The organism is Streptomyces sp. AC512_CC834, from assembly GCF_019049325.1.
Taxonomy (GTDB): Bacteria; Actinomycetota; Actinomycetes; order Streptomycetales; family Streptomycetaceae; genus Streptomyces.
The window spans coordinates 193567-214812 of sequence record NZ_JAGMUO010000130.1; the positions used below are offsets into that span (position 1 = coordinate 193567).

Genomic DNA, 21246 nt, shown 5'->3' on the forward strand with positions numbered 1-21246 from the left:
CGCTCGGCTGCGCCCCAGGCCCAGGGTGCTAGTCGCCCACCCGGCTGCGCCCCACCACGTCGTCCACCCCACCCGCGGGCGTCGGGATCGCAGCCGCCGCGCCGGAGGCGTCGCCGTCCCCGTCCCCGTCCGTGTTGACCTGCTCGATGATCGCGAGCCGCTCCGGGGTGTCCTCCGGCTTGAGGTAGCCGACCAGGATGTACAGCACCAGCGAGACCGCCAGCGGGATGGACACCTGGTACTCCAGGGGGACCCCGCCCTCGACGTTCCAGTTGATCGGGTAGTTGACCAGCCAGAAGGCGACCAGGCCCAGCCCCCAGCTCGTGAGCGCGGCCGTCGGGCCCGAGCGGCGGAAGGGCCGCAGCAGACCGAGCATCATCGGGATGGCGATCGGTCCCATCAGCCCGGCGACCCACTTGATGACGACGGTGATGATGTCCTTGAACGTCGGCGAGTCGACCTGCGTCGCCACCGCCATCGAAAGACCCAGGAAGATCACCGTCGTCACCCGCGCCGCCAGCAGCCCGGACCGCTGCCCCCAGCCCCGCGCCCGCTTCGACAGTACGGGCGCCACGTCACGGGTGAACACGGCCGCGATCGCGTTGGCGTCGGAGGAGCACATGGCCATGGTGTGCGAGAAGAAGCCGACGACGACCAGGCCGAGCAGCCCGTGCGGCAGCAACTGCTCGGTCATCAGGGCGTAGGAGTCGGAACCGTCCGCCTTCTGCGACTCCACCAGCAGCGGCGACATCCACATCGGGAAGAACAGCACCACCGGCCAGATCAGCCACACCACCGCCGACAGCCGTGCCGAGCGTTCGGCCTCGCGGGCGTTGGAGGTGGCCATGTAGCGCTGGGCCTGGTTGAGCATGCCGCCGTTGTACTCGAAGAGCTTGATGAAGAGGAAGGCGAGCAGGAACACCGTTCCGTACGGGCCGACCAGCGGTTTGCCGTGGCCCTGGAGGGCGGGCTCGTCCCAGACGCCGAAGAAGCCGCCGTGGTCGCCGAGTTCCATGACGACGGTCACGAACATCGCGACGCCGGCGAGCAACTGGATGATGAACTGGCCCAGCTCGGTCAGCGCGTCCGCCCACAGGCCGCCGATGGTGCAGTAGAAGGCCGTGATGACGCCGGTGATCAGGATGCCCTGGTTCAGTGACATACCGGTGAAGACCGACAGGAGGGTGGCGATGGCCGCCCACTTCGCGGCCACGTCCACGATCTTCAGCAGCATGCCCGACCAGGCCAGCGCCTGCTGGGTGGGCAGGTTGTACCGGTTCTTCAGGTACTCAAGGGGAGAGGCCACGTGCAGCCGTGAGCGGAGCCGGTTGATGCGCGGCGCGAACAGCTTGGAGCCGATGGCGACGCCGAGCGCGATGGGGAACGACCACGTCACGAAGGACGTGACGCCGTACGTGTAGGCGATGCCCGCGTACCCGGTGAACATCACCGCGCTGTAGCCGGACATGTGGTGCGAGATGCCGGACAGCCACCAGGGCATCTTGCCGCCGGCCGTGAAGAAGTCGCTGACGTTGCCCACACGTTTGTGCGACCAGACGCCGATCGCCACCATGACGGCGAAGTAGCCGATGAGCACGGACCAGTCGAGACCGTTCATGTGCCCCCTTCCGGGGTCCGCCTTGTGAACTCCGCTCAGCCGGTTGACACTTCGCGAGAGCGGAGTTGGAGCGAGGCAGGGCGAGACAGGGCGCGAAGTGCCCGCTCATCGTGGTTGCGTCGACGCGGGCACGACAAGGAAGGGGAAGGTCAAGAGGGGGTAAAAATGTTCGGCTTACTGACCTCGGTTCACCTACATGAACAACCTGAACGCCCTCGGGAGTGCGTCCGCCGGGCTACTTCAGCTCCTCCGGGCACGGCGTGCCCCGCTGCAGCCCGTACGGCGCGGCCAGCCGGTACGTGCCCTCCTTCGGGGCGAGCAGCCACGTCCACTTGTCGCCCTCCGCGGTCTCCTCCGTCTCCGTCACACAGCCGTTGACGTTGTCGAACGTCTTCGGCGTGCCCTCCGGAGCGTTCTTGGAGGCCTCCGTCTCCTGGGGCGCCTCGAGCTTGTTGCCCTCCGCGTCGACGAGGCTCAGCCACGGCGAGTACGGCATCCGGACCAGGATCCGGCCCGGCTCCTTCACGTCGATCGTCCACTCGCCCTGCTCGGCGCGCTGGACCTCCGCGTGCGGCTCCGCCAGTGGAGTCGGGTTGGTCACCTGGAAAAGCTGCCAGTTGGCGTCGCCCCAGACCTGCTTCAGATACGGCATGCCCCGCTGCACCAGCTCCCGCTCGCGCTGGCCGCCGTCGCCGTCCGGCTCGCCCTTGGGCAGCACCACGAAGTGCACGGCCCACCGCTGCAGCCACTCGTGGTAGTTCGCCGAGTTGAGCGTGTCGTCGTAGAAGAGGGGGTTGCGTTCCATGTCGGCCTGGCGGTTCCAGCCGCGCGCCAGGTTCACGTACGGCGCGAGCGCCGAGGCCTCCCGGTGCGAGCGGGCCGGCACGACCTCCACCCTGCCGCGCTCGGCGCCGACCTCCTGGAGCTCGTTCACCAGCGGCGCCAGCTCGCGCGCCCAGGAGGCGGCCGGCTGGGTGTGGATGATGTCGTCGGCCGACTTGAAGCCGATCCAGCCCACGAAGCCGACGAGCGAGACCACCAGCGCGTACCACTTGCGCGACTTCGGCACAGTGAACGGCAGCGCCGCCACCAGAGCCACCCCGGCGAAGAGCATCGCCAGGCGCGTGATGTTGGAGCCGATCTGGGAGCTGATCAGCCAGACCAGCAGCACGGACAGGCCGTAGACCGCCGACGTGATCCGTACGGTCGTCCAGGTGCGCGGCACGAACGCGTACACCAGGCCCGCGTACAGGATCGGCAGGACCGCCGAACCGAAGGCCATCGGCTGTGTGCCGGAGAAGGGGAACAGCCAGGCCGACAGCCCCACGACCGCGCTCGGCGCCAGCCCCAGCGACCAGGCGCCTGGCCGCCGCTTCTGGAGGAACAGGGCCACCGCCACCAGGCCCACGAACAGACCGGCGACCGGCGAGGACATCGTGGACAGCGCGGCCAGCGGCGCCGCGCACAGCCCCTTGGCCCAGCGCTCGTGCCGCCAGCGGTACGGCCAGCAGAACACCGCCGCGACCGCGCCGAGACCGAACATCATGCCGAGACCGAACGTCACCCGCCCCGACGCCGCGTTGCCCAGCAGCCCGAACAGGCCCGCCAGCGACGCCCACAGCGGATTGCGGACCACCCGGCTGCGGATCAGGATCATCGTCAGCAGCCCGGCCGACAGCGTCCCCGCGATCATCATCGTGGTCCGCACGCCGAGCACCGACATCAGATACGGCGAGACCACGCTGTACGACACCGGGTGCATGCCGCCGTACCAGGCGAGGTTGTACGCCGAGTCCGGGTGCCGGCCGACGAACTCCGCCCACGCGTCCTGCGCCGCGAGGTCACCGCCACCGTTCGCGAACGTGAAGAACCAGGCGATGTGAAGGACCCCTGCCAGGGCCGTCACGGACAGCACGGGGTGGCGCAGCATGCGCTCGCGCAGGGCCAGGAACGCGGCGTTCACCGCCGACGGCGCCTTCGGCTCGCCGGCGTCCGCCGGCTCACGTCCGCCGCCCTTCGGGCCGTGACCGGCTCGCCCGCTCTCCGTACTCTCCGTACTCTCCGTACTCTCCGGGGTCTCCGTACTCTCCGAGCGCTCCGCGTCGTCCCCGCGGGGTGCGGGCACGCGTGGTCGCGGACCGGCACCCGGGTCGGCTCCCGGGCCCGGATCGGCGTCGTCGGCGCGTGTCGGCTCCGCAGTGGCCACCTGAAGGCACTCCCCGTGTCCCGTCTTCTTCCTTGGGCCGGATCCCGTTCCCGCGACCGGCGACCTGCCCCGTTTCGTGACGCTAGCACGCACGCCCGCACCGTGGCTTCCTCCCTTTCGGGACCCCACGGGAGCTACCCGCACCCTTCCGGCACCATCGAGGATGCGAACGCCCCCGCGGCCGGGTGGCCGCGGGGGCGTTCGGGGCGGGTCGGCGGTCGGCCCGGAAGGGCCGACGGTCAGCCCAGGCGGGTCAGCTTGTCCGTGAAGCCGGGCTCGACGAGGTCGTCCCGCAGCGCCACCGGCACCTTCACCGCGCCGCTGGTGCCGCCGTCGCCGACCGTGAGGGTGCCGACCTTGGTACCGGCCTTCGCCGTGTGCGGCACATCGTCCGCGTCGAAGGTCAGCTTCACGGTCAGTCCGCCCCAGCCGACGGCCTTGACGTCCTTCGTGGCGACGACCGGCGTGCGGCCGCCGAGACCGTCGTCGACGTACCCGACGACGGTCCCCTTCTTCAGGATCGTCGACGACTTCAGGGCGTCCTGCGCGGCCCGGATCAGCTTGTCGCTGGAGTCCAGGGCGGCGGCGAGGATCCCCTCGCCGACGTCCGGCTGGCGCACCACGGCCCCGACGATGGTGCGGGTCTCTCCGCCGATCTCCTTCTTCGCCGCGAAGACGAGGTTGCCGAGGGCGGAGGTGGTGGTGCCGGTCTTGATGCCGACGACGCCGTTGTGGCCGACCAGTTGGTTCCAGTTGGGGTGGTTGACGCCCTTGTAGTCGTCGTACGACATCATCGCGGCGACCTCCCGGAACGCGGGCGCCTTCATGGCTTCCTTGGCCAGCTTCACCTGGTCCGCGGCCGTGCTCACCGTCGTGTTGTTCAGCCCCGACGGGTCGGTGTACGTCGTGTTGGTCATGCCGAGGTCCTTGGCGGCGGCGTTCATCTTCGCCACGAACGCCTTCTCGGACCCCGCGTCCCAGCGGGCCAGCAGCCGCGCCACGTTGTTCGCGGAAGCGATCAGGATGGCCTTCAGGGCCTCGCGCTGGGAGATCGAGTCACCGGCGTAGACGTGGACGGTCGACTCGTCGCCCGCGTCCGACTCGTCCTCCGCCACCTGGTCGATCTTGATCTTCGGGCCCCCGGCGCCGCTCTTCAGCGGGTGGTCGCGCAGGATGACGTACGCGGTCATGACCTTGGCCACACTCGCGATCGGCACGGGCTTCTGGTCGCCGGACGAGCCGAACGTGCCGATGCCCTGCACGTCGAGCGCGGCCTGCCCGCTGGACGGCCACGGCAGCTCCGGCTTGGCCCCGTCGAACGTGAAGCTGTCCTCCGCCGTCAGGTCGAGCGTCGGCGCGGGCAGCGAGCGCATGGACTGCGCGACGCCGAAGACGATCAGCAGCAGGACGACCAGCGGCGTCCAGATCTTGACCCGGCGCACCGTCGTCCGCAGCGGGGTCTCCGGGGGCGGCGGGGTGTTCGTCAGCTCCGCCAGCAGATCCAGCGGCGGCTTGGGCGGCAACGGCTGCTGGGTGGTCCGGTCGGGCCCGACGTGCGATACGGCGGCGGTGGTCCCGGTACGGGGCTTCTTCGGGGCCTTGGGGGCCTCGGACGGCGGCGTCGGGGCCTGGGGCGTCTGGGGGGCCGCCTGGGCAGCCTTGGCCGCCTGGGGCGGCTTCGGGGGCTTGCGGGTCGACGGGTCGTCCGGGTGTCGCAGCGCCACGAACTTGCTGGTCCGCTCGGCATCGCCCTCGGACCGTGGCGCCTTCTCGGACGCGGCGGCGGCGTCGCCCAGCTTCAGCATGGTCGTCGGCTGATCAACACCGGGCTTGGCGGGCCGCAGCGACTTGAACACAGCAGTGGGCTGATCGACCCGCGGCTTCTCACCCCCGTCGGCACCATCCTCGGAGTCCGAGCCGGAGCCGGAGTCCGAGTCGGAGGCCGTGTCCGGCGTGGAGTCGTCCGATGCTTCGTCCGACGTCGACCCCGAGTCGGCTGCCGCGCTGCCGCCCCGGCCGGAGTCCGTCTCCGCGTCCGGGTCCGTGCCGGAGCCCGCGTCCGAGCCCGAGCCCGCGTCCGAGCCCGAGGCCGTGTCCGGCGTGGAGTCGTCCGATGCTTCGTCCGACGTCGACCCCGAGTCGGCTGCCGCGCTGCCGCCCCGGCCGGAGTCCGTCTCCGCGTCCGGGTCCGTGCCGGAGCCGGAGGCCGTGTCCGGCGCGGAGTCCGAAGCTACGTCCGCGTCCGCATCGGCGTCCGTGTCCGAGCCCGGCTTCGAGTCTGAGGCGGAGTCTGCGGCCGGGTCCGTGGCGGAGTCGCTGTCGGCCTCCTCGCGCTGCTCGGCGTCCCGCTGAGGGCCGTTCGGCTCGTCCCCGGGCTCCCCGGCCTCCTCGGGCCCCTCGGTGCCCTCAGGTGCGTCTGCGCCGTCGCTCCCCGCGTCATCGAGTCGCGCGTTGGCCGCGGCTCGCTCGTCCGCGGTGGCCACCCAGGCCGCGACGGCGTCCCGCAGTCGGCCGTCTTTGCCCTCGGACGCGTCGGACTTCTCCGACTTCTCGGACGTGTCCGACGTATCGGCCGCCTCGGCCGCCTCGGGGTCGGCGGACGTCCCTGACGGCTCGGCGGCGTCCTCCGAACCGGCGTCCGCGGCCTCCGCATCCGCTTCCGTATCCGCGTCGGCCTCTGCCTCGGCCTCCGTTTCGCGGACCGACAGCACACGCGTCGCCGTGTCGACGCCGCCACGGGACCCGCCGGCCCGCTTCTCGTGTGCCACCGCCAGCCGCGGATCACGCGGCTCGCTCGCCTCGGTCCTGGCTTCGGGAACCGGACCCGCGCTCCCCGACGTCGGTTCTTCCGACGACTCGCGCTGCTGCTTCGAACTGTCGGGGGACTCGCCCGCCACCGATGCCTCCTCCATGCGCCGCACGTCCTGTGCGCGCTGCCGAACCCGTACCGAAACCATTTACCAGTGTCCTGTGTACGGGGGGAACCCACGCGGTAGACGAGAACGACATACCTACTGGTTCCACTACGAAGCGGTCACGCACCCTCGACAGACCAATGTGAGAGGGGTCACCCTGTCTTTCATCCACGCGGGGAGGCATGGATGGGCAGGAGCCGCAGAACACTTCCGGAAGAGCTGCTACTGCTGGCGTTGGACCCGACCACGGGTACCACCGCACAGCCGCAGTCGCTCGACCTCGGTCTGGCCGGAGCACAGCTTGTGGAGCTGGCGCTGGCCGGACGGATAGCCCCAGACGGGGATCGTATCGCCGTGGTGGCCCCACGGCCGACAGGAGATCCAACACTCGACTGCGCGTTGGAGTTGCTGCGAAGGCGTGGCGCTCCCGTACGGGCGGTCAACTGGATTGGCGGACCCCGCCTGGGGCTGCGCCAGACCTATCTCTCGCATCTGGAGCGATGCGGCATGGTGCATGCCGTGGAGGGCCAGATGTGCGGGGTGCTGCCGACGACGCGCTACCAGGCGACGGAGACGGCGATCAGCAGGGAGATCAAGGCCCGTCTCGACTCGGCGATCCGCACCGGCGTCCCGCCGGATCCGCGGACCGCGGCGCTCGCCGCGCTGGCCCACGCGGTCGGTCTCGGCAAGCACCTCTACCCGGGCAACGAAGGGCGTTCGTCGCGGTCCCGGCTGCGGGACCTCATCAGGCACGACCCCATGGGCGGACTGGTGGCGCACGCGGTGATGGACGTCCAGAACGGCGCCGTGGCCCAGCCACGCCGCAGTCCGGCCCCGGGACCGGGTGCCGCCAGGCCGGCCTCGGAACCCGCTCGCGGTGTTCCGGCGCAACCACGCCACGGATCCATGGCGCGAGCGGTGGCCCACTGAGCACCTTGAGCACCTTGAGCACCCTGAACGCTTGAGCACTCTGAGTACCTGAGCACGCGTACACGCGCAGTACCGCACCGCCGCACCGCCGCACCGTCAGTCCCCAAGCCCGGTCACGGGAGCCGCAGGTCCGCGCGGGGCGGCGGGGCCGGCCGTACGTCCGGCATGCCCGGGTGACGGCCCGGCCCCGCCGCCCCGCGCGGCCGCCTGCGAGGGTGGCGCCCCGAACTGGCGTGTACGCGGCGCATATCGACCGTTTCCCAGCGGTAGAAAGCACCTTGGTGGCAGTCTGCTCAGCAGCAGATACACAAAGTGGCAAGTACGAGTCACGCAGCCGGAGGTGCACGTCCCGTGGCGTCGAGTGTCAATCCCACCGTAAGGCGGCGTCGGCTGGGCCAGGAGCTGCGCCGGCTCCGTGAGCTCAAGAACATGACGGCCGAGGAGGTCGCGGAGCGACTGCTGGTCTCGCAGTCGAAGATCAGCCGCCTGGAGAACGGCCGGCGCAGCATCAGCCAGCGGGACGTCCGTGACCTGTGCGGGGTGTACGAGGTCGAGGACCAGCGGATCGTCGACTCGCTGATGCAGATGGCGAAGGACTCGCGCCAGCAGGGCTGGTGGCACGCCTTCGGCGACATCCCGTACAGCGTCTACATCGGTCTGGAGACCGACGCGGAGTCGCTGCGCACCTACGAACCCCAGATCATCACGGGCCTGTTGCAGACCCGGGCGTACGCCGAGGCGCTCATCCAGGGTGCCCTGCCCGAGACGTCGGTCGCCGACGTCGAGAAACGGGTGCAGGTCCGCATACGGCGCCAGGAGCGCATCTCCGCCGAGAACAATCCGCTGCGGCTGTGGGTGGTGCTCGACGAGGCCGGCCTGCGCCGCGTGGTGGGCAGCAGGCAGGTGATGCGGGAGCAGTTGGAGCACCTCGCCGAGATGTCGCAGCTACCGCACATCACCGTGCAGGTGCTGCCGTTCGACGTCGGGGCGCATCCGGGCATCAACGGCCAGTACTCGATCCTGGAGTTCGCCGACGCGGCCGACTCGAGCGTGGTGTACATCGAGGGCGTCACCAGCGACCTGTACCTGGAGAAGGCGCCTGACGTGCAGAAGTACACGGTGATGTACGAGCATCTGCGGGCGCAGGCCCTGAACGTGGAGCAGTCGCGGCAGCGCATCGAGGACGTGGCGAAGGAGTACGCGCGCTGACCCGCGCCGACGGGCGGCGGATGGTACACCCCTGACTGGCGGCACTGGAAGACTCACCTGGAATATGCCATCCGGTCGAGTGAATGGCTGCTCCGAACGGTGAGGTCAGCGAGTAGCGTCGATCACGCCAAAGATCAAGCGTCATTGGCGTGAACCACGCTCAGCGACTCACCATCGGAGCAGACATGGCAATTCTTCAGGGCGCCCAGGAATCGTGGACCAAGTCCTCCTACTCCGGAGGAAACGGCGCGTGCGTCGAGGTCAGGTCACCGGTCGTGGCGGCACTCGCCGTCCGTGACTCCAAGGTCCAGCAGGGTCCGGTCCTGGCCTTCCCCGCCGACGCGTGGACCGCGTTCGTGACCTCGGTCAAGGAGTAGCACTCCCAGGAGTGCCGACGGCGGAGCCCTCTCGACCAGTTCGCCGACCTTGCCGAGAGGGCTCTGTCTCACCGCACCGGGAACGCGATGTCGCACACCGGGTCCTCGGGGCCCGCGGCGTCCCAGTCGGCGAAGTACACCTCGCGACACGGCCCCGCCACCGTCAGACCCTGCCCGGCGATCCACTCCTCCACCGCCTCGAAGGCGGCCAGGAGCTGCGGATGGGCCACCTGGGCCTTGGTGATCCGGGTGTAGGCCAGCCGCCCGGCCGGCTCCACCCGCACCCGCGTCTGCCGGGCCCGTCCGCCCTCCTCGCTCCACGCCCGCGCGGCCGCCTCGTCGGCGACCGGCACGCACGACTCGGCCGGGCCGTCGCTCTCCACCGACACCTCGGAGTGGTAGACGACGAACGGCGCCGCCGTCACACCCCCGCATCCTCCGGCCGCCTCCTCAAGACGCCCCAGCGAGGCACCTATCCACGCCGGCAGCTCGGCCGGCGTCATGTGCCGGGTCTCGCTGAGCACCACCTGCCCTGGCACGTCCACCGTCTCGACCACGAACTTTCCGTACACCTCGGAGCTCCTCCCCGAAAGCCGTCCACGGAGGTATTCGGCGAGCGTGCGCTGACCGGCCACCCGGGCCTCCACTCCCGCCCAGTAGGCGTCGAGCAGCGCGGCGGCGGCTCCGGGCCCGTCCGCGTGGACCACCTCCGCGACCCGCGCGAGCGGCATGTCCAGTTGACGCAGCAGCGCCACGAGCCGGGCACGCTCGGTCTGACCGGCGCGGTAGTAGCGGTAGCCAGTGGTCTCGTCCACATGGGCGGGCGCCAGCAGGCCCATCCGGTCGTACAGCCTGAGTGCCTTGGCCGACAGCCGGGCCCGCGCGGCGAACGCACCGATGGTCAGCAACTCGCCGTCGCCCGCACCGTCCACGTCGTCGTCCTCCGTCACCGGGTGGCTGGTCCGCCCGGCGACGACGACACTCGGGTCTGCCCCAGGGGCAAGGTCAAGCGTTCCGCCCGGACTCGCTCGGACCCGCGTGGTCAACCCGCCAGCCGTGCCTCGACCGCCGCCACGACCTCCGCCGCCTCCGGCTCGGTCTGCGGCGAGAACCGGGCGGCGACCTTGCCGTCCCGCCCGATCAGGAACTTCTCGAAGTTCCAGCGGATGTCCCCGCTGTGGCCCTCGGCGTCGGCGAATCCGGTCAGCCGGTCGTACAGCGGATGCCGGCCCTCCCCGTTGACCTCCACCTTCTCGGTCATCGGGAAGGTGACGCCGTACGTCGCCGAGCAGAACTCGGCGATCTCGTCGGCGCTGCCCGGCTCCTGGCCCATGAACTGGTTGCACGGCACGCCGAGCACGGTGAGGCCCTGCTCCGCGTAGCGCTCGTGCAGCCGCTCCAGGCCGGAGTACTGCGGGGTCAGCCCGCACTTGGAGGCCACGTTGACCACCAGCACGACCCGGCCCGCGTACTGGGAGAGGTCCGCGGTCCCGCCCTGGAGGGCACCGATCCCGACGTCGAGGGGGAGGCTGTCGTCGTTGCCGTTGCTTCGCGCGTTCTGTGAGGTCGTCATGGAACGGATGCTAGTCCGGGGCCGGGACGCGTCACGTCCACCCCTCGCCCGCCTCGCCCGCCCCGCCCGCCTCGACGAGCACCTCCCCGGCGGCCGTCCGCGAGTACAGCACCGACCGGCCCGCCCGCCGCCGCTCCACCAGACCCGCGTCCAGCAGCACCCGCAGATGCCGGCCCACAGAGCCGAGGGTCTGCCCGGTCACGCCGACCAACTGGCTGGTGCTCATCGGGGAGCCGAGCAGCATCAGCACCCCCGCCCGCGCCGGACCGAGCAGCGCGCCAAGGGCCGCGGGCACGGCACGGGCACCGTCGTCCGCGAGCGCACCCGTGCACGGGTAGACCACCGCGTACCGCTCGGGCTCCTCCCACGCCACCCAGCCGTGCCGCTGGGCGGTGATCGGTACCAGGATCAGCTCGGCGCCGGACAGATCGCGGGGCGGGTACGGGTTCAGGTTGATCTGCAGCCGGCTGTCGCCCAGCCAGCGGGTGCCCGGCCGCAGCGTGTCCAGCACGGCCGCCCAGCCTCCTCGGCTCACCTGCGCGATCCGCGCGACGACATCCGCCTCCAGGACCCGGCGGCGCCGGTCCCAGTCCGGCCGTACCGCCTCCGTCCAGACGTCCTCCAGGAGCGCGGCGGCCCGCTCGGGCAGGTCGTCGCGGTCCAGGGCGGCGGGGAGCGTGCCCCCGAGCGAGACGGCCAGGTCCGCGCGGGCCTCGTCGGGGCGGGCCGCCCGGATCCGCGCGACGCCCTCCTCGAAGCTCTCGCCCTCGTACGGGGTGGGGGTGAGGAAGTCGGCGTTCCACTCCCGGCCGAGACCCGAGCCGACGAGCAGCGCGGCCACCGGGTCGGCCGCCATGCGGCGCAGATGGGCGGGCCGGTGGGTGTCGAGCCAGGCCCGTTCGCCGGGGTGGCCGGCCACACCGGCGTGCAGCATCTTCAGGCAGGCGAGGGTCTCGTCGAGCGGCGAGACGACGAAACGGCTGCGGGCGAGCGTGTCGGTGTCGATCTCCCACCAGCCCATGCGGCCCCTCCCCTCCCTTCTCCCTTCTTTGGTCTTTCGCGTCCACGCGAAACATTAACGGCCTCTCTCGCGATCACCCCACACTCCCCGCATGCCAGACACGAGCCGCAAGAGCTACGCGGACCTCTTCCGCACCCCCGAGTTCAGCCCCCTCTTCCTCTCCTCCTCGGCCAACATCGCCGCCCAGACGGTGAGCGGCCTTGCGCTCGGCACGCTGGTGTTCCGGGCGACGAACTCGCCGCTGCTGTCCGCGGTCAGCATGTTCGGGCCGGCGCTGGCCCAGGTGCTGGGGGCCACGCTCTTCCTCTCCGGGGCCGACCGGCTGGCCCCGCGCGCGACGCTGGCGGGTCTCTCGCTCTCCTTCGCCGTCGCCACCGCGGCCCTCGCGCTGCCCGGCCTGCCGGTCTGGGGGATGCTCGCCATCGTCCTCGTCGAGGGCCTGATCGCCTCCCTCGGCGGCGGTGTCCGCTGGGGCCTGCTGACCGAGATCCTCGCCAAGGACGGATACCTGTCGGGGCGTTCGCTCTTCAACATGATGAGCGGCATCATGCAGATCGCCGGATACGCGGCCGGCGGCGTCCTGGTGACCCTGCTGTCGCCGCGCCTGTGCCTGCTGCTCGCGGCCGCTCTGTACGGCGTGGCGGCCGGCCTCGCCCTCCGGCTGACCCGCCGCCCGCCGCGCACCGCGGGCCGCCCCTCCGTGAAAGCCACCTGGCGCGCCAACGCCCGGCTGTGGTCCGCCCGTCCGCGCCGCCACGTGTACTTGGCCCTGTGGATCCCCAACGGCCTCGTCGTCGGCTGCGAGTCCCTGTACGTCTCCTATGACCCCCGCGCCGCGGGCACGCTGTTCGCCTGCGCCGCGCTCGGCATGCTGGCCGGGGACGTGACGATCGGGCGGCTGCTGCCGGCCCGGCTGCGCCCGCGTCTCGGCATCCCGCTGCTGGTGCTGCTGGCCGCGCCGTACCTCGTCCTCTTCCTGCGTCCGCCGCTGCCGGTGACGGCCGTCCTGGTCGCGTTGGCCGCCGTGGGCTTCGGCTCGAGCCTGGTGCAGCAGGAGCGCCTGGTCGGCCTGACCCCCGACGAACTCTCCGGGCACGCCCTCGGCCTGCACTCCGCCGGGATGCTCACCATGCAGGGCGTCGCCGCGACCCTGGCCGGAACGGTGGCCCAGTTCAGTTCCCCGGCGACGGCCATGACCGTGATGGCCCTCGCCTCGCTCGCGGTGACGCTCACGCTGACGGTGGCGAGCCGACGGGACGCGACCGACGGCGGACTGCTGCCGACGCGGGCGGCGCGGGCGGCGGTACGGTCCGCGTGAGGCGACGTGACGTGCCGGTCTGCCCGGTGCGACTCGGCCTCGATTGGGTTAAGGAGCGCCGGGGAACTCCTGCGCGCTCCGGCCCGTGCATAGTCTAAGAGACTGGGGAGGGACGCCTGGGGACAGGGAGAGGGCGGCTCTTGAGCGCTGCGACACCGGAGTAGTCATGACCGTGAAGAAGGAGCCGGCCGGTTCCGCGGTGCTTTCCTGGATGCCCGCCGCGGCCATGGCCGTCGTCGCCGTCGTGGACGTCACGGCCGGACCGGGCGTGGGGCTGCTGCCGCTGGTGTCGCTGGGACCGGCGTTCGCCGGGCTGGTCGGCGGCTGGCGGCGTACGGCGGTGATCGGACTGGTCGCGCTGCTGCTCTGCGTCGGCCTCGGGATGTACAACGGCCTCTTCGACCGGCCCCGCGGCTACACCGCCATGGTGTCGGTGGCCGGTGTGACCGGCGTCGGCATCGCGGCGGCCGTGACGCGCTCGCGCCGCGAGGCGGAGCTGGCCAGCGTGCGCTCGATCGCGGAGGCGGCGCAGCGGGTCCTGCTGCGCCCGGTGCCGCTGACCGCGGGCCCGCTGCACGCCGCCGTCTCGTACACCTCGGCGCTCGCCGAGGCCCGGATCGGCGGCGACTTGTACGAGGTGGTGGCCTCGCCGCACGGCGTCCGGGTGATCGTGGGCGACGTACAGGGCAAGGGGCTGGCGGCGGTGGAGACCGCGGCCCGGGTCCTCGGCGCGTTCCGGGAGGCGGCGTACGACGAGAAGGACCTCGTCAAGCTCGGTGAGCGGCTCGAGCGCAGCGTCGCCCGGGAGCTGGAGGACGAGAAGTTCGTGACCGCGATCCTCGCCGAGATCGGCCACGACCATCAGGTCGTCCTCCTCAACTACGGCCACCCGGCGCCGATGCTCGTCCACGGCGACGGCACCGCCGACTTCCCCGAACCGCCCGCGTACGCCCTCCCGCTGGGCCTGGCGGCGCACGGCGGCCCCGGCCCGACCCCGTTCCCGGTGCCCTTCCGCCCCGGTGACCAACTGCTCCTCTACACCGACGGCGTCACGGAGGCCCGGGACGAGCGGGGCGGCTTCTATCCGTTGCCCGACCGCGCCCACCTCCTGAAGGATCCCGATGTCCACCGAGCGCTGGACGCCCTGCGAGAGGACCTCGTACGGCACGCGGCGGGACCCCACCACGACGACGCGGCGATGCTGCTGCTGCGGTACCAGGGCGAGGGCCAGGGCCAGGACGGCGGGGGAGTGACCGGCCCGGCGTGAGCACTCGCCGGGCCCGGCGCTCAGGCGTGGCGCGCGCCGGCGGACGCCATGCCGAGCCAGGTGTGCGGATTGCCCTCCCAGCACCAGCCGAGCTTCGGGGCCCTCTTGCTGATCCAGATCGCCGGGACCCGGCGGTCACCGCACCGTGAACCGCCCAGCGAGAAGCACTTGTTCTTGACCAGGATCTCCGGGACGTGGGTCATCAGCGCGATGCCCTCCTCGATGGTGAGCAGGGTGCGGCCCCGTTGGCCGAGGGCGGCCATCGCGTCGCCCGGCACGGCCCCGCAGAACTCCTCCCCGCGCTCGACGTCGAACAGCAGGTGGATGCCGTACCGGCCGGGCGGCTCGGCCGCCTCGGTGGCGACGAACCGTTCCAGGGAGCCCGGTTCGAAGGTGCGGTCGACGAACCCGGGCAGCCGGCCGCCGTGCAGCGTGGTCAGCGGCATGGTCGCTTCGACCGGGGCGAGTTCACGGCCGACGACCAGCACGAAGGGCACCCGGCCGGTGACGGCGGGCTCGTACGGCGGCTCCGCCGACCCGGGCGTGCCGCCCGTGCGGGCCACGGCCTCGGCGCGCAGCGGCGCCACCGCCTCGGCGAACCGCCGCGGGGTGCTGCCGGACAGCGCCGGGTATCCGAGCGCGACGAGCGTGCGGACCTGCCGGTCGAACTCGGCGGCGGCGTCGAAGACGGGGGCGTCGAAGGCGGGGGAGTGCGTCGGGTCGGTCAAGCGGGTTCCTTCCGTGGATGCTTCGGCGGTGCGGCCGGTGCCGGTCAGGAGCGCCGTGGTCGCGGTCATGGCGGTCATGGCGGTCATGGCGCCAGCGGTCATGGCGGTCATGGCTGGACCTCGATTCTGGCCAGGGAGCCGGTTTCCAGGGCGCACCACAGGGCGCCGTCGTGCTCGGCGATGCCGTGCGGTTCGCTGTCGGTGCGGGAGAGCGCGTACGAGGTGACGTGGCCGTCGACGGTGATCCGGCCGACCCGGCCACTGCCCCACTCGGTGAACCACAGCGCGCCGTCGGGCCCCGCCGTCACCGCGTGCGGTCTGGCCGCGGGATCGGACAGCGGGTACTCGGTGATGGCGCCGTCGACGGTGATCCGGCCGATCCGCCCGGCCCCGATCTCGGTGAACCACAGCGCGCCGTCGGGCCCCGCCGTGATGCCCACCGGCGCGGCGCCCTCGGTGGGCAGGGGGTACGCGGTGCCGTGGCCGTCGGTGGTGAGCCGCCCGACGGCGTTGTGCTGGTTGAGGGTGCACCACAGGGCGCCGTCCGGCCCGGTGGTGATGGCGGACGGGAAGGCACCGGGCGCCGGGTACTCGGTGACGCGGCCGTCCACGGTGACGCGGCCGACGCGGTCGACCGAGGAGAGCGTGAACCACATGGCCCCGTCCGGCCCGGCGGTGATCCCGAACGGCCCGCCCTCGGGGGTGAGAGGCGCGAAGGAGGAGTAGTCGCCGTCGGCGGTGATCCGGCCGATGCGGTGCGCGCGGTACTCGGTGAACCACAGGGCGCCGTCCGGGCCCCGCGCGATCACGGTCGGGCCGTCCCCGACCGGGTGGACGGTGACCCGCCCGTCGCCCGGGTCCCTGCGGGCGACGGCGTCCCGGTGGACGAGCGTGAACCACAGGGCGCCGTCCGGACCCTCGGCGAGGGCGTAGGGACCGGCCTCGGCGTCGCTCACGGTGAACTCCCGGACAGGCCCGGCATCGATAAATTCATTCATTGAAGGTAACCTTACGTTCGACGTATCATGACTGTCAACATAAAAATACTACCGAGGTAAGATTCCCTCCATGGAACCGAACACACCGGCTGCACTGGGCCTGCGCGAGACCAAGAAGCGCGAGACGCGGCAGTTGATCTCCGACCACGCGACCAGGCTCTTCATCGAGCGCGGCTTCGAGCACACGACGATCGCCGAGATCGCCGACGCCGCCCGCGTCGCCAAGAAGACGGTGACGAACTACTTCCCGCGCAAGGAGGACCTGGCCCTCGACCACCAGGACGAGTTCGCCGCCGCCCTGGCCGCCACCGTGACCGCGCGCGAACCCGGCGAGACCCCTTTGACGGCCCTGCGCCGTGCCTTCCTGGCGGCCGTGACGGCCCAGGACCCCGTCGCGGGCTTCGCGGGCGAGGCCTTCACCCGCATGATCGCCGACAGCCCCACCCTCACCTCGTGCCTGCGGAGTCTGCACGACCGGCGGGAGGAGGCGCTGACCGAGGCCCTGGCCGACACGACGGCCGCCTCGCCCGACGACATCACGCCGCGCACCGCCGCGGCCCTGCTGTGCGGGGTCCACCGCGTCCTGTTCACCCGCATCCAGGAGCTGACCCTGGCGGGCCGCACCAACCCCGAGATCGCGGAGGTCCTGACCCGGGAGGCCCCTCGGGCGTTCGACCTGCTGACACCGGCCCTCGCGGAGTACGGGCGCGCGTAGTTGCCGTCGTCGGGCGGGGCGCCCCGGGCTCGGGTCCGGATGCGCGGTCACCGGCGCGAGCGCAGACTGACCGGGTGAGCGAAACGCACACGAATCGCGACAAGAGCACACCCGGCGCCGGCGCCGGCGCCGGCCACGGTCACGCCACCTCCCAGTCGTTGGCGCTCGCCGCCATGATGTTCGCGGTGGCGATGACGTTCATCGACCAGACGATCGTCTCGATCGCGGCCCCCGACATCGTCTCCGAACTCGGCCTCTCCGCCACGGGCATGCAGTGGGTGATCAACGCCTACCTGCTGGCCCTGGCCGCGTTCTTCGCCCTCGGCGGCCGCCTCGCAGACCTGTGGGGCCCACGCCGGATCGTGGTGGCGGGCACCCTGATCTTCGTCGTCTCCTCGGTGCTCTGCGGCTGCGTACCCTCCGAGGACTACGCGCTGACCTGGCTCATCGTCTTCCGCGCCACCCAGGGCCTGGGCGCCGCGCTGCTCTTCCCGGCCGCGCTCGCCGTGGTCGTCGCGGTGTTCCCCCTCGAGCGCAGGGGGCGCGCGCTGGCCCTCTTCTTCGGCCTCACCGGCGCCCTCACCGCCGTAGGACCCCTGCTCGGCGGCTGGCTCATCGCCTGGACCTGGCGGGCGATCTTCTGGGTCAACGTCCCCGTCGCGATCGTCGCGTTGGTCCTCACCGTGCTGGCCGGCATCTCCGACCGCCGGCGCGAGGAGTCGCTGGACGTGAAGGGCGCCCTGCTGATCGTCGTCGGCATGGGCCTGAGCGTGCTCGGCTTCCAGCAGGCGGCCGCCTGGGGCTGGGACAGCGCGGCGACCTGGGCCTGCATCGCGGGCGGCCTGGCCGTGCTCTACGTCTTCTGCCGATACGAACTGCGCACCCACCACCCGCTGGTCAACCTCGCGGTCTTCCGCGACCGCGCCTTCACGGTGGACGTGCTGGTGCTCTTCTTCGCCATGCTGGCGTTCGTCCCGCTCTTCTTCTTCGCCTCGGTCTACGCCCAGGTCTCACTCAGCGCCTCACCCAACCAGGCCGCCCTGTACCTGCTGTACTTCTTCGCCGGGTTCGCCATCGCCTCCCAGTGGGGCGGCCGCATCCTCGACAAGCGGGGCGCCCGGCCGGCGATGCGGATCGGCTGCGCCCTCGGCGCCGTCGGCTTCGCCCTGTGGGCCGGCAAGCTGACCGACCTGTCCATGCACGACCAGTGGCCCTACGCCGCACTCGCCGGCGCGGGCATCGGCTTCGTCCTCGCCCCCGCGTCGACGGACGCCGTCAACCGCTCGATCAACTCCTCCTACGGCGAGGTCACCGGCATCACCCAGACCGTCCGCAACTACGCGGCGAGCGTCGGACTTGCCCTCTACGGCACCATGCTGACGCACACCATGACCGACCGGGTCGCGGAGACCCTCCGCGCACGCGGAGTGCCGCCGGACGCCGAGCACTCCCTGGCCCGCGACGTGACGGAGTCGATCACGGGCAACGCGGACGCCCGGACCCCCACCGGCGACGGCCCGGCCGAGACGGCCATGCGGGACGCGATGCCCGCCATCCGCCTCGACTTCGCCGAGGCCAACCAGTGGGTCTTCTACGGCATGGCCATCGCCCTCGCCGTCGGCTACTTCTGCGCCCTGCGACACCCCGGGGGCCGGGCGGGCTCGTGACTTCCCCGGTCCTAGCACCCCCGGGACTTCGAAAGCACTTGCCCGGCACGCCGTCGCCGCAGGAAGATCGGCGATCGTGCGCCTCAACGAACTCAACGCTCCCGAACGGCGGTTGTGGGACTCCTACTCCGCAGGGCGCGCCGTCGACGTCCTGGCCGACCCGGCATCGTCGGCCAGTCCGGCATCGTCGGCCGGCCCCGCATCGTCGGCCGATCCGGCGATCCTGGCCGACGCCGCGATCCGGGCCGACGTCATCGCGGCGCTGTTGCTCGGCACCGTCGACCACGCCCCCGGTGACCGCCCCGCACTGCGCCTGACCGGTGCGCACATCACGGGCCGTCTGGACCTGCGATTCACCGAGATCACCGTGCCGGTCGTCCTGACCGACTGCCGCTTCGACGAAGCCCCCTTGCTCCAGGGCGCCCGGACCCGCGAGCTGGTCATCACCGGCTGCGCCCTACCCGGTCTCGTCGCCGACACGGCGCAGATCGACGCCCGGCTGGTGCTCTCCCGCTGCCGCATGACGGGGCCCCTCGTGCTCACCCGCGCTCAGATCAACGGAGACCTGGACCTGCGGGACACCGCGATCAGCTTCCCCGACGGCGAGGCGATATCCGCCGTCCACGTGAGGGTGGGAGGCGACGCGCTGTGCCGGGAGCTGGCTCTCGAGGGCGGATTCCGCCTGTCCGGGGCGTCCGTCGACGGCGAGTTCGACCTGGAGGGCGCCTCGCTGCGCAATCCCGGCGGTCACGCCCTGGACGCCTACCACGTCCACATCACCGAGGACTTCACCTTCCACCCCGGATTCAGCGCCGAGGGACGGATCATCCTCTCCGGCGCCACGGTCGCGGCGGCCATCGGCTTCTGCGGGGCCCGCCTGAGCAACGCCGGTGACCTCGCCCTGGAAGCCGTCGACGTCACCGTAGCCCGCAACTTCGACCTCGGCCGCGGACTCACCGTCGACGGCGGCGTGAAACTCGACGGCACAAGCGTCGGTACGGAACTCAGCTTCCGCGACGCCCGACTCACCCACACCGACGGCACCGCCCTCTCCCTGCGCGCGACCCAGGCCAGGGAAACCGACCTGCGCACCCGCCGGCCGATCGACGGAGTCGTGGACGCGCGCAACGCCCGGCTGGGGACGCTGTACGACGCCCAGGACACCTGGCCCGCCGACCTCCGGCTGGCCGAGGCGACGTACGACGCCCTCGCGTTCCCCCTGCCCGCCGCCGAACGCATCCGCTGGATCCGGCGCACCGGCGGCGGCTACCTTCCCCAGCCCTACGAGCAACTCGCGGCGGCCTACCGGCGGCTCGGGCACGAGGACGAGGCCCGCACGGTGCTCCTCGCCAAACAGCGCCACCGCCGCGGCACCCTCTCCCCGTACACCCGTCTCTGGGGCCATGTCCAGGACGTGGCCGTCGGCTACGGCTACCGGCCCGCCCGCGCGGGCCTGTGGCTGACGGCCCTGCTCGCCTGCGGCGCCCTGTTCTTCGCCCTGCATCCCCCTGCTCCCCTCGAAGCGGGCAAGGCACCGCAGTTCAACGCCGTCTTCTACACCCTCGATCTGCTGGTGCCGATCATCACCTTCGGACAGGAAGGCGCCTTCGCGCCACGAGACACCGCGCAGTGGCTGGCCTACGGCCTGATCGCGTGCGGCTGGATCCTGGCCACCGCGGTCACGGCCGGCGTGTCCCGCGCGCTCAGCCGCCAGTGACTGCCGGTGTCGCCGTGCGGGACGGTGTCGGGCGTCGGGCAGGTGTCGGGCGTCGGGCAGGTGTCGGCGTCGGGCGGGTGTCGGCGTCGGGCAGGTGTCGGCGTCGGGCGGGTGTCGGCGTCGGGCCGGGGCCGCGGTCAGGCCCCGGCGCCGCCGTCGACCGGCAGGATCGCGCCGGTCACGTACGAGGCGCGGTCGCTGAGCAGCCAGGCCGCCGCCTCGGCGATCTCCCGGGGCTCGGCCATCCGGCCCAGCGGGATCCTCGCGTTCATCCCCTCGATGATGCCGGGGGTAGCCGCTTCCCACTCGTCGATCATCTCGGTGGCGGTGCCGCCGGGCGCGATGCCGTTCACGCGGATGCCGGCGGGGGCCAGGTCGACCGCGGCGGTCTCGGTGAGGCTGTTGAGCGCGCGCTTCATGGCCCCGTAGGCGGGCAGGGCGGGATTGGCGCGGCGGCTGCCGATGCTGGAGGTGTTGACGATGGCCCCGCCCCCGCCGCCCTGCCGCATGAGCGCGACCTCGGCGTTCATGGCGGTCCAGTGCGAGCGGAAGTTCACGGTGAACTGCTGGTCGATGTCGTCGTCGGTGGTGGCGGTGACCGGGCCGGGCTGCTGGATCGCCGCGCCGTTGTTGAAGGCACCGTCGAGCCGTCCGTGCAGCTCCCCGACGCGGTCGACGGCGGCGCGGATGCCGGCGCGGTCGGCGAGGTCCAGGGTGACGGCGTCGGCGACACCGCCGTCGGCGCGGATCTCCTTCACGACGCGGTCGAGGGCGTCGGTGCCGCGGGCGGCGAGCACGACGGCGGCGCCCTCGGAGGCGAAGAGCCGGGCCGCCGCCGCCCCGATGCCGCGACTGGCGCCGGTGATGAACACGACCTTGCCGGTGAGCAGGCCGATGGGTGCGTTCTTGTCGGCGTCCGTGCTGTCGATGGCGTTCGTGTGGTTCGTGTCGTTCGTCATGGCACCAGCGTCCGGCCGGCCGCCGACC

General features: G+C 71.8%; 17 protein-coding genes. 8 read left to right on the forward strand and 9 right to left on the reverse strand.

All coding sequences use genetic code 11. The annotated features are described in order from the left end of the window. Window positions 1–28: 28 nt before the first annotated feature. From KUM40_RS40580 to KUM40_RS40590, 3 genes are all read right to left on the reverse strand, one after another. Window positions 29–1618 (reverse strand): sodium:solute symporter family protein, encoded by a 1590-nt coding sequence (locus KUM40_RS40580; protein WP_217171407.1) that lies wholly within the window; start codon window positions 1616–1618, stop codon window positions 29–31. A gap of 235 nt (window positions 1619–1853) precedes the next feature. Beyond that, entirely contained in the window at window positions 1854–3824 is a 1971-nt protein-coding gene (locus KUM40_RS40585) for an MFS transporter (protein WP_217171408.1), read from the reverse strand. 239 nt (window positions 3825–4063) lie between these two features. After that, window positions 4064–6736: a D-alanyl-D-alanine carboxypeptidase gene (locus tag KUM40_RS40590; protein ID WP_254396410.1), complete on the reverse strand. Its 2673-nt coding sequence runs from the start codon at window positions 6734–6736 to the stop codon at window positions 4064–4066. A 189-nt stretch (window positions 6737–6925) separates the two neighbouring features. On the opposite strand from KUM40_RS40590, the gene KUM40_RS40595 reads away from it, so the two are divergent. The 3 genes from KUM40_RS40595 (at window position 6926) to KUM40_RS40605 (ending at window position 9255) form a co-directional block, all read left to right on the forward strand. Beyond that, window positions 6926–7669: a GPP34 family phosphoprotein gene (locus tag KUM40_RS40595; protein ID WP_217171409.1), complete on the forward strand. Its 744-nt coding sequence runs from the start codon at window positions 6926–6928 to the stop codon at window positions 7667–7669. Between the two features lie 351 nt (window positions 7670–8020). Further along, window positions 8021–8878, forward strand: a complete 858-nt coding sequence (locus tag KUM40_RS40600) for a helix-turn-helix transcriptional regulator (RefSeq protein ID WP_217171410.1) — start codon at window positions 8021–8023, stop codon at window positions 8876–8878. 185 nt (window positions 8879–9063) lie between these two features. Beyond that, a complete protein-coding gene (locus KUM40_RS40605; protein ID WP_217171411.1) occupies window positions 9064–9255 on the forward strand; it encodes a DUF397 domain-containing protein in 192 nt (63 codons plus the stop codon). Between the two features lie 68 nt (window positions 9256–9323). Here KUM40_RS40605 and KUM40_RS40610 read toward each other — a convergent pair whose 3' ends face one another. The 3 genes from KUM40_RS40610 to KUM40_RS40620 form a co-directional block, all read right to left on the reverse strand. Continuing rightward, window positions 9324–10205: a MerR family transcriptional regulator gene (locus tag KUM40_RS40610; protein ID WP_217171412.1), complete on the reverse strand. Its 882-nt coding sequence runs from the start codon at window positions 10203–10205 to the stop codon at window positions 9324–9326. A 92-nt stretch (window positions 10206–10297) separates the two neighbouring features. After that, complete coding sequence (locus tag KUM40_RS40615) at window positions 10298–10828, reverse strand: glutathione peroxidase (RefSeq protein ID WP_254396411.1); 531 nt, start codon at window positions 10826–10828, stop codon at window positions 10298–10300. A gap of 31 nt (window positions 10829–10859) precedes the next feature. After that, the gene (locus tag KUM40_RS40620) at window positions 10860–11849 is read right to left on the reverse strand and encodes a helix-turn-helix transcriptional regulator (RefSeq protein ID WP_217171413.1); all 990 of its coding nucleotides are present in this window, start codon (window positions 11847–11849) and stop codon (window positions 10860–10862) included. A gap of 91 nt (window positions 11850–11940) precedes the next feature. Here KUM40_RS40620 and KUM40_RS40625 point away from each other — a divergent pair, with 91 nt between their 5' ends. After that, window positions 11941–13167: an MFS transporter gene (locus KUM40_RS40625; protein ID WP_217171414.1), complete on the forward strand. Its 1227-nt coding sequence runs from the start codon at window positions 11941–11943 to the stop codon at window positions 13165–13167. Between the two features lie 166 nt (window positions 13168–13333). Beyond that, the gene (locus KUM40_RS40630; protein WP_217171415.1) at window positions 13334–14434 is read left to right on the forward strand and encodes a PP2C family protein-serine/threonine phosphatase; all 1101 of its coding nucleotides are present in this window, start codon (window positions 13334–13336) and stop codon (window positions 14432–14434) included. A 20-nt stretch (window positions 14435–14454) separates the two neighbouring features. On the opposite strand, the gene KUM40_RS40635 is transcribed toward KUM40_RS40630, so the two are convergent. Next, complete coding sequence (locus KUM40_RS40635; protein WP_217171447.1) at window positions 14455–15162, reverse strand: DUF5701 family protein; 708 nt, start codon at window positions 15160–15162, stop codon at window positions 14455–14457. A 107-nt stretch (window positions 15163–15269) separates the two neighbouring features. Continuing rightward, window positions 15270–16160 carry a virginiamycin B lyase gene (locus tag KUM40_RS40640; protein ID WP_217171416.1) on the reverse strand — a complete coding sequence of 297 codons (891 nt, stop codon included), beginning with the start codon at window positions 16158–16160 and terminating at the stop codon, window positions 15270–15272. Between the two features lie 70 nt (window positions 16161–16230). Between KUM40_RS40640 and KUM40_RS40645 the strand changes: the two genes are divergently transcribed. From KUM40_RS40645 to KUM40_RS40655, 3 genes are all read left to right on the forward strand, one after another. Next, a complete protein-coding gene (locus tag KUM40_RS40645; RefSeq protein WP_217171417.1) occupies window positions 16231–16875 on the forward strand; it encodes a TetR/AcrR family transcriptional regulator in 645 nt (214 codons plus the stop codon). 173 nt (window positions 16876–17048) lie between these two features. Next, on the forward strand, window positions 17049–18542 hold the full coding sequence (locus KUM40_RS40650) for an MFS transporter (RefSeq protein ID WP_254396448.1): 1494 nt from the start codon (window positions 17049–17051) through the stop codon (window positions 18540–18542). Between the two features lie 76 nt (window positions 18543–18618). After that, entirely contained in the window at window positions 18619–20259 is a 1641-nt protein-coding gene (locus KUM40_RS40655) for an oxidoreductase (protein WP_217171418.1), read from the forward strand. Window positions 20260–20396: 137 nt separating this feature from the next. Here the strand turns inward: KUM40_RS40655 and KUM40_RS40660 are convergent, their stop codons facing one another. Continuing rightward, window positions 20397–21218, reverse strand: coding sequence for an SDR family NAD(P)-dependent oxidoreductase (locus KUM40_RS40660; RefSeq protein WP_217171419.1), 822 nt, complete (start codon window positions 21216–21218; stop codon window positions 20397–20399). Window positions 21219–21246: the final 28 nt, after the last annotated feature.